General features: G+C 33.7%; 1 protein-coding gene and 1 pseudogene. Both read left to right on the forward strand.

Annotated elements, in window-relative coordinates; genetic code table 11:
* Positions 1-316 (forward strand): annotated as a pseudogene (locus BHE89_RS17335) (hypothetical protein); the annotation flags it as partial.
* Positions 317-563: 247 nt separating this feature from the next.
* A complete protein-coding gene (locus tag BHE89_RS17340; protein ID WP_286146250.1) occupies positions 564-1,304 on the forward strand; it encodes an Rpn family recombination-promoting nuclease/putative transposase in 741 nt (246 codons plus the stop codon).
* Positions 1,305-1,372: the final 68 nt, after the last annotated feature.

Consider the following 1,372-nt stretch of genomic DNA (forward strand, 5'->3'; position numbering starts at 1 on the left):
ATTAGGTATTACGAAAGCATCTCTGGCAACTGAATCCTTCATCTCTGCTGCATCGTTCCAAGAAACAACTCGTGTTCTAACGGAAGCTGCGGTAGCGGGGTAAAACGTGATGAATTACGAGGCTTGAAAGAAAAACGTTATTGTTGGTCGCTTGATCCCAGCCGGTACTGGATATGCGTATCACCAAGATCGTATGAAGCGTCGTCAATCACAACTGCCGACAGATGAAACAGAAACAACAATCAGTGCTGATGAAGCATCTGCTAACTTAGCAGAATTACTGAATGCTGGTTTTGGTGGTTCATCAAATAACTAATTGATACTGCATTAGTTTTAAATATAAATACCCTCGATAGATATCGAGGGTATTTTTTGCTTTTTTATACTTATATAAGTAAGTTAAATAATTAAGTTTATATTTTTCAGATATTTATGATAATTTTTTCACTAAGTAAAATGTCATTTTTTTTCTGTAAGCTGGCGGTCCACATTTAGCACGGAGTCAGCGATGAATAAACCTATTTTAATTTCTTCTCATGATGCTGCATTCAAAACGCTTCATGATGAATATCAATAATGCTAAAGATTTCTTTTTTATCCATTTACCAGAAGAATTAAAAGGCTATTGTGATTTTTCAACTTTACAATTACAGAATTCTTCTTTTATTGATATAAAATTACGTTCTCGGATGTCTGATATTTTATATTTGGTGAAAACCAAAGAGGGTGATGTTCCTATTTATTTACTTGTAGAACACCAATCTAGACCTGATAAAATGATAGCTTGGCGTATGATGCACTATGCATTTTGCACCATGAACCAGCATTTGCAGCAAGGTTATAAGTCTTTACCTCTCGTTGTTCCCATCTTGTTTTATCATGGAAAGAAGAAACCTTATCCTTTTCCTGTTAATTGGATGGAATGTTTTCCACTTTCTTCACTTGCTAGTCAACTTTATTCTAATGACTTCTCTTTAATTGATTTGACCTCAATTGATGATGATATTTTGCTGACACATAAAAAAGCGGCAGTCATGGAAATTGCGATGAAACACGTTAATAGTTGTGATGATCTTAATCAGATTGCAATGCTTCTATCAAAAGCAATAAATCAGAAAAACTGCAGAGATGAAGACACTGTTGCTGTTGTACAATATTTGTTCTCAATCATGGATGCATCAGATTTTGAATTCATTATAAATAATATAGCTGAACAAGTAGATAACCATAGAGAGACAATTATGAATATAGCGTGGCGATTAGAAAATAAAGGATTTAAATTAGGTATAGATGAAGGTTTTTGAAATAGGAAAAAATGAAGGTATTGAAATAGGAAAAACGGTAGGTATTGAAATAGGCGAAAATCAGTGCA

This window comes from Shigella sp. FC1967, from assembly GCF_001743005.1.
Lineage (GTDB): Bacteria > Pseudomonadota > Gammaproteobacteria > Enterobacterales > Enterobacteriaceae > Proteus.